Source organism: Ponticaulis profundi (genome assembly GCF_042659465.1).
GTDB lineage: Bacteria > Pseudomonadota > Alphaproteobacteria > Caulobacterales > Hyphomonadaceae > Ponticaulis > Ponticaulis profundi.
This window is the reverse complement of sequence record NZ_JBHSSW010000015.1, coordinates 1-6645: the sequence shown is the minus strand read 5'-3', so window position 1 is coordinate 6645 and position 6645 is coordinate 1. Positions and strand designations below refer to the sequence as shown.

The 6645-nt window shown below is 60.5% G+C and carries 8 protein-coding genes; 2 read left to right on the top strand and 6 right to left on the bottom strand.

Annotated features, from left to right (window positions below):
- Positions 1 to 234 (bottom strand): ArsR/SmtB family transcription factor (locus ACFQDM_RS12145; RefSeq protein ID WP_377379415.1); only part of this gene is annotated, 234 nt, incomplete at its 3' end.
- 63 nt (positions 235 to 297) lie between these two features.
- On the opposite strand from ACFQDM_RS12145, the gene ACFQDM_RS12140 reads away from it, so the two are divergent.
- Positions 298 to 1149: a cation diffusion facilitator family transporter gene (locus ACFQDM_RS12140; protein ID WP_007803328.1), complete on the top strand. Its 852-nt coding sequence runs from the start codon at positions 298 to 300 to the stop codon at positions 1147 to 1149.
- A 93-nt stretch (positions 1150 to 1242) separates the two neighbouring features.
- Here the strand turns inward: ACFQDM_RS12140 and ACFQDM_RS12135 are convergent, their stop codons facing one another.
- From ACFQDM_RS12135 to ACFQDM_RS12125, 3 genes are all read right to left on the bottom strand, one after another.
- Positions 1243 to 1620: a hypothetical protein gene (locus ACFQDM_RS12135; protein WP_377379412.1), complete on the bottom strand. Its 378-nt coding sequence runs from the start codon at positions 1618 to 1620 to the stop codon at positions 1243 to 1245.
- Between the two features lie 17 nt (positions 1621 to 1637).
- Positions 1638 to 2651 (bottom strand): replication initiation protein, encoded by a 1014-nt coding sequence (locus ACFQDM_RS12130; protein ID WP_377379410.1) that lies wholly within the window; start codon positions 2649 to 2651, stop codon positions 1638 to 1640.
- 307 nt (positions 2652 to 2958) lie between these two features.
- Entirely contained in the window at positions 2959 to 4389 is a 1431-nt protein-coding gene (locus tag ACFQDM_RS12125) for a MobA/MobL family protein (protein ID WP_377379408.1), read from the bottom strand.
- Positions 4390 to 4911: 522 nt separating this feature from the next.
- Between ACFQDM_RS12125 and ACFQDM_RS12120 the strand changes: the two genes are divergently transcribed.
- Positions 4912 to 5640: a hypothetical protein gene (locus tag ACFQDM_RS12120; RefSeq protein ID WP_377379406.1), complete on the top strand. Its 729-nt coding sequence runs from the start codon at positions 4912 to 4914 to the stop codon at positions 5638 to 5640.
- Between the two features lie 160 nt (positions 5641 to 5800).
- On the opposite strand, the gene ACFQDM_RS12115 is transcribed toward ACFQDM_RS12120, so the two are convergent.
- Both ACFQDM_RS12115 and ACFQDM_RS12110 read right to left on the bottom strand, forming a co-directional pair.
- Positions 5801 to 6247 (bottom strand): hypothetical protein, encoded by a 447-nt coding sequence (locus ACFQDM_RS12115; RefSeq protein WP_377379404.1) that lies wholly within the window; start codon positions 6245 to 6247, stop codon positions 5801 to 5803.
- Positions 6248 to 6402: 155 nt separating this feature from the next.
- Positions 6403 to 6645 (bottom strand): ArsR/SmtB family transcription factor (locus tag ACFQDM_RS12110; RefSeq protein WP_377379402.1); only part of this gene is annotated, 243 nt, incomplete at its 5' end.

The window sequence follows — 6645 nt, the reverse complement described above, 5'->3', positions numbered from 1 at the left end:
GCCTTTGCTGCGGCGACTGACCAGCCCGCATTCCAGCAGACAGCGCAGATGGTTCGAGACGTTGGGCTGACCCAAACCCGTATGCCCGACGATTTCCTGCACGTTGCGTTCGTCCGACACCAGCGCATCGAGGATCGTCAGACGGCTGGGATCGCTTAGGCCCCGGAAGAGCTTTGCCCGCAGTTCCAGTGTATCGGGTGCCGAAAGATCGTCTTGAATGTTTTGCGCTGTCATATCATTATCCACTGATACGTTAGCAGCGTACCTTTTCGCCCGCCACCACAAAAAGGATCGCACATGAGCCAGCCCGATAACAGCAAGTTGGCGACAGCCTCCTCCCCGATCCGAATGCGGGTGCAAGGCATGGACTGCGCGAAAGATGCCGCCGAGATCGAGCGCGCGGCCCGGTCTGCGGGCGTGGCCGAAGGCGACGTGAAAGTGTCCGCCGCCACCCACATCATGACATTGCGGATCGCGGACGGCGATCTGCCGAAAGTGCGGCCCGCGCTCGACGCGACCGGCTACGGTTTCGAGAAGATCGAGGACGGCGATACATCGTCCGATCCGGCCTACAAGGACCCGAGCTATCGCCGCGCGCTCTGGATCGTGGTCGCGCTCAATCTCGGATACGGCGTGGTCGAAATGTTCGGCGGGTTCCTGTCCGGTTCGCAGGCGCTGAAGGCAGACGCGCTCGATTTTCTGGGCGATGGTGCGATCACGTTTCTGGGCCTGCTCGCCATCGGCTGGAGCCTGACATGGCGGGCGCGGTCGGCGATGATCCAAGGCGTGTTTCTGGGCCTTCTGGGCCTTGGCGTTGTCGGCAGCACGCTCTGGCGTGTCCTCAACCAGACCACGCCAGAAGCCGGGTTGATGGGAGCCTTCGCGGTAGGTGCGCTGATCGTAAACATCCTCGCGGTGCTGCCGCTGCTAAAGCACCGCAAGGGTGATGCCAATATGCGAGCCGTCTGGCTGTTCTCTCGCAACGACGCCATCGGCAACCTCGCCGTGGTCATCGCCGCCGGGCTGGTCGCGTGGCTTGGCAGTGCATGGCCCGACCTGATCGTCGCGTTCGCGATCGCGGGGCTTTTCCTGCATTCGTCGTGGATGATCATCCGCGATGCCCGGAGTGACTTGGTGGAAGCTGACTAACTCCATCATGGTGCGACGCGCCGGACGAAAGCCGACATTCGCGCGCCCCGCAGCATCGGTGAGTCTGGGCTCCGAGCAGACGTTCGCAGGGGATTATGATCGCGACCACGGCCACCAACCCCGGCGCTTTGGTGGTGCCGCAAGAAGCGCCGTGGCCTGCTGCTTCCATGCGTTCCGGTCTGCCATCAGATCGTTCGTGATTTCACGCTCCCGGTCGAGCGCCGCCCGCAATGCGGCATTCTCAGCCTCTAGAACAGCGGTTCCAGCCGGTTCCGTTGGTGGTGCCGCGCTGATCCATTCGGAACCCCCAGGGGTTCCAATCTGGAACACCCTAGACAGTTCGGAGGCGTCAATAGTGTAGCTTCCATCATCATGGCGCGTAGCGCTCAGTTTGCCGGACTTGATGGCTCTATTGATCGTAGATTTGCTTTTTCCGGCGGCTTTTGCTGCCTGTGAAAGAGAGAGTGCCATAGGGGTTCCGCGCCGCGTCAAATGCGCCCCACTTTGGCGCAGAAGCTGCTGAACAGCTCCTCGATGTTGTGGGCATCGAGGCTGATTCCCTTGGCATCGCAAAAACGGCGGAAATCGGCAGCAATAAGGCCGTTGTCTTTGTTGCAGCCTGCCGCGCGTTTGATCTCGATCCAGTGCGGGCTGTAGGTAATGCTGCCTGTTTCCGGAAAGGCCCGTACCGGGGATTCCACCGTACCATCGCGCCGCGTCTTCCGGCCCACGCTATGGCCCTGCAATTCCCGTTTTGCTGGGGTTGGATCGTCCTTCACCTGCCAAGCGATGGTGATGTTAGCCACCGTACGCCCAACCTTCTTTGGCGTTACAATTAGGTTCAGCCGGGAGAGGTGATTGATCTCGGATACGGCAGGTGAGAGCGCCCACTTATTAAGGTCTGCAAACCTAGCCAGTTTGCCCTCTGCCACTCCAAGCAACGCACGTAATTCTGGGATAGTAAAAGTCTTGGTGTTGATATGGTCTAAGTTTGCAAGGCTAGCCACATGCTGGAACAGCATCACCGCGTATTTGCTGGAAAGATGAAATACAGTCTGACGGTCGAGAATGGCCCAGTGGTTGGATTCCGCCGCCATGCGCCGAAAGGTGCTTCGGAAGGTCCACGTGACCAACAAGTCGCCACTAACCTCGTTCCGATAATCAATCCGGGCTTCATCAACCAAGCCTCCAATGGTTACAGCCTGCGATCGCTTGTCGTCCGAAACCAGCACCGCCGCTGCCAACTCTGCAAACAACGGCGTTAGGCTAGCGCGGTCATGATGCTTCATGCCGTTAATCGCGCGAATATCCGAAAGGCGAATCTCATGGCGGACGTCATCTGCCATGCGTCCACCTGCCGTACCTATCATCAGGTGCATCAGCTTAAGCGCTGCCAACCCCGGCACGTTCTGCATGTAAGTGCCCCGAGCCACCTCGGCAGGGAGCACTGTTTTGGTCTGGTCGTAGGCGCGATCTACCGCCACTTCGATTGTCTTTCCCATAGGTGAGTTTAGAGTTCTATTTATCTCACCTGTCAACTTGTGATTTCGGCCCCAAACCTCACTTATACGGCCCCAAACCTCACTTATGCGGCCCCAAACCTCACTTATAAATCATTAAGCTCATGAAATTTAAAGAACATTTGCCTCCTGAACTATAGAACAAGAAGAACAAGAAGGGCTGCGCCCCTTTTTTAGTCCGTTTCAGGGATGATTTTGGCGTGCTTGAAGACGTTCTGACCCCCACAGACCATGCGCCTCCGGCGCTGCGGGCAGCGAGGTTCAGAACAGGGCTGAGAACAGGAAGGGGCTACCGCTCGTGCTCGTAGCCCCGGTCGCGGTCGGTCTCGAAGGTCTTTGCCAGAAAGTCCCGGTTGTCCGACATCAGGCGTTCCAGATCGTGCCCCATCCGGAAACCGGTGCTGCGGTTGTCCAGCTCGGCAAGCATTAAGAGCTGACGTGAGAACACGGGTTCGCTGGTGATGTGGGCAATGGCGCTCAGATCGCCGCGCCGGAACCGGTCATACTGCGCGTCTGTGGTGTTTGTTTTCAGAAGGTAGATCACCTCCTGATATTCCTCGGCGCTTTTGGTCAGCAGATAATCATCCCGGCTTTGCGCCCTGTACCTGGCGAAGGGATCCTGCGCCGGCCTTTCTGGCCCCGCGGTCGCCTCCCTTGCATCCCTTTCCCTCTGAGCGGCCTCTCTGGCCCTCTGAGCGGCTTCTATGATCGCGCGGGCCCCTGAGAGTGCTTCCACGGCCCTTGGGGCCTCCACGGGCCTCTCAGGGGCTTCTACGGCCTCCCGCATCCGTTCTTTCGGCCTGTCCTGACGCTCTGGCAGGGCGTTGATGCCGTCGAGCATGTCGAGAGTCCTGCCCGCCAGCGCCCTGATCTGCTTCAAACCCTCTGGGGTCCGTCCATCTGCGGCTTCCTGCGGTTCCAGGTTCTTCTGACGGGGGATCGCGACGGCACCAGCCGGTTGCGGCCTGTCCGTGCTGCGCTCGCTGTTTCGCCCAAAGAGGTTCTTCGCCAGAGTCCCGGCCCGCGCCAGAAACCCTGCGGCCCGCTCAACGACAGGGCGCAAGCGCCCGTGGGCCGCCGCGCGTTCTTCGGTCAGCGCCGCGATCTTCCAGCTACCCTGCGGCTCTCTGGCCTCGATCTGACGGGCCTGCGGACCGATGTGCTTTGTCGGCACCCGTTCGATGCCCTGGGCTTCGAGGGTGCGCCGATCAATCCGCTCGTCCATCCCGGCGCGCTCCAGGGCGGCGTTGCACACCCGCTCCCACGTCCCCCGCAGCATTTCGGTCGATCCGGACTGGGACATGCGCAGGGCCATCTTGCCCGTCTCCAGGTCGCGGTCGCGTAGGACGACATGAGCGTGGGGGTTGTCGGCATCCTTGCCCTGATCGTGGACAGCGGCCAGCCACGCCACCCGGCCTTGGGTCACTTCGGCAGCGAAGGCGCGGACCAGCTCGACCCGCTGCACGGCGTTCAGTTCGCGGGGCAGGGCGATGGTCACCTTGTCGATGACGCGGGCGTTCTTGCGATCCGCTTCCTCTTGCCGGTCCAGCCATGCCCGCGCCTCGCCACCGCGCTCACCGGCGACGGGAACGGGCATGTCGGAGCCGATCACTTCGCGGCAGACCCCTGTGCGCGTGATGTAGCTCACATGCGCCCCTGCCGTCCCTGCGGCATGGGTCGATCGGCCAACGCTGGCATGCTTGAGGTGGTAAATCGCCATGCGTCAGCATAGGCGCAGCGGCCCCCTCGATGCAAGGGAGGGCGCACTTATGTATTTGCTGCGCAAATACGTCCGTCAGGCGGGCGCTGCGCCCCTTCCTGAACCTTCCCAGCCCTCCGATCCTGCAACCCGTTGGGCCGGCGATCTGCGCGGGCGCTGCGCCTCTTGCCAGAGCCGTCCTGGCGGACGGCCAAAACCCCACCCTCCCCTGCCTCATGGCTGGCGATGTCGGTTGGGGTTTTGAAACAGAACGGAGCCGGAAAAATCCCCATGAGCGAGACCATGGGGATCGAGCGATTGGGGCGTTTTCTGGCGGGATGTGGGGTGCGGCGTGGCGGTGGCAGGTGTAAAAAATTACACTTCCATTTCTTGCCATTCTTTCCTTCCGCCAGCCTTCCCCTTCGCCAGTCCTGCTAACGGAGGCTCAAACAGATCCGAGGTCAGCGCGTAGGGGCAAAGGTTGACACGTGGCACCTGAGCAAACAGTTCTGACTGTCATCAAACCATTACGAAACTTGCATCATGCCCCATCCTATTATCGATCAACGCCGGGATCCTGTTCTCCTGTTCGCGCTGTCCTGCACACTCGCCTTGGTATGGCTCATGACCGGGATGGTGACTGCTGACACTGTGACGGAAATCTTTGCAGAGTCTGGTCCGATAGAGCAGACCTCGGTCCTGTTTCTGTTGCTGTCCGCGCTAGCGCTGGTCATCGATATCCTATGGCGCCGGGACTTGGGGCGCTGGCATCTGGCGGTGCTCGTCTTGGCTGCGGGACTGCGGGAACTGGACTGGGACAAAGCCTTTACCGACAGCGGTATCCTGCAGCTGCGCCTGTATTCGGGCAATGCACCGCTGCTGCACAAGATCATTGGGGCCGTGGTTGTGATCCTTCTTGTCTGGGCTGGACTGCGTCTGCTGCGTCGCAGCCTGCCCGACTGGCTGCGCGCGCTGCGGGGTGGCGATGTCTCGGCCTGGCTGCTGCTGGCAACGCTTGGGCTGTATGGGATGGCCAAGACGTTAGACGGTCTGGGCCGCAAGCTGGCCCCCTTGGGCATCGAGATATCGGATTGGGCTAACCGCACGGCGGGCCGCAGCGAAGAGGCGATGGAGCTACTCGGCGCTATCCTGATTTTGCAGGTGGTGGGGCTGAGTCTAATCAGGCGGGTCGCTGATCATCGCTGTCCCGGGGGTGGACGCGCCGAAAACAAGTCCGGCTCGATCCAGAGCCAGAACGTCCTCGCAGAGTGACGAAAGCTGTCCGGGGGCCTGCTATGGTTTTCACAACCCCTGGCTGATCCCCACCCTCCCCCATCTCCGCCGCATAAAACCGAATATCGACGGCTCAGCTGCCAGAGGTTGAACGGGGGGTGGAGCTGGCGTTTGCCTCTTTGCGGAGCTTCCAGATCTTCTAGCCGCTCTCTTGCAGTTCCAGAACGATTGAGCTGCCCCTGCGGCTGAGATCGAGTTCCGCTGATGGCGCAGGGATGCAGACAGGTTCGCCCACTTTCAACATCACCGTATCGGGCCAAACCGACAGGGTGAGAACATCCTTGATCTGCTGGTTTGCATCCACGGAAAAGATGAGGCCGCTTCCTTCATCGACAGGCAAAAGTCCGGCACCATCAAGCTGCCGCTGTGCGGTCTCATATCCTGCTGGCAATTCTGAAGTGTACGAGCCTACTGCGCAAAGGCTGTAGGCTCGTGAAACAAAGTCGGATGCCAGGATGGTCGCGTTCGTCCTATCGCCAAGATGGCTTTCCAGAGATAAGGTCTCCAGCCATGTAAATTCGGTGGCGGGAGATGCACCGGAGCCAACCAAGCCTGCTGTCGCGAGTCCCGCCAAAAGACGTTTCATCATGCATCCTGCGAAGGTCCAGCGCGTCTTTAAACTGTAAGTCTATCAATGGGGCGACTGGCAGCAATGCGGACAAAGGGTGCATTCGCTGCGGATGCGCAGATGGCTGCTTCAGGTTTGGCGCACCGATAGGACATTGCAGCAGGTCGCGCCGGTTAGTCCGTATAGCTTTGGCAGGCATCAACTCCGTTGGCTGTCGAGGCAAGTAGCTGATCTGCATCACGGATGAGATCGGCGACCCGCCTGTCCGCCAGACGATACCGAACGAAGCGGCCTTTGCTGCGGCGACTGACCAGCCCGCATTCCAGCAGACAGCGCAGATGGTTCGAGACGTTGGGCTGACCCAAACCCGTATGCCCGACGATTTCCTGCACGTTGCGTTCGTCCGACACCAGCGC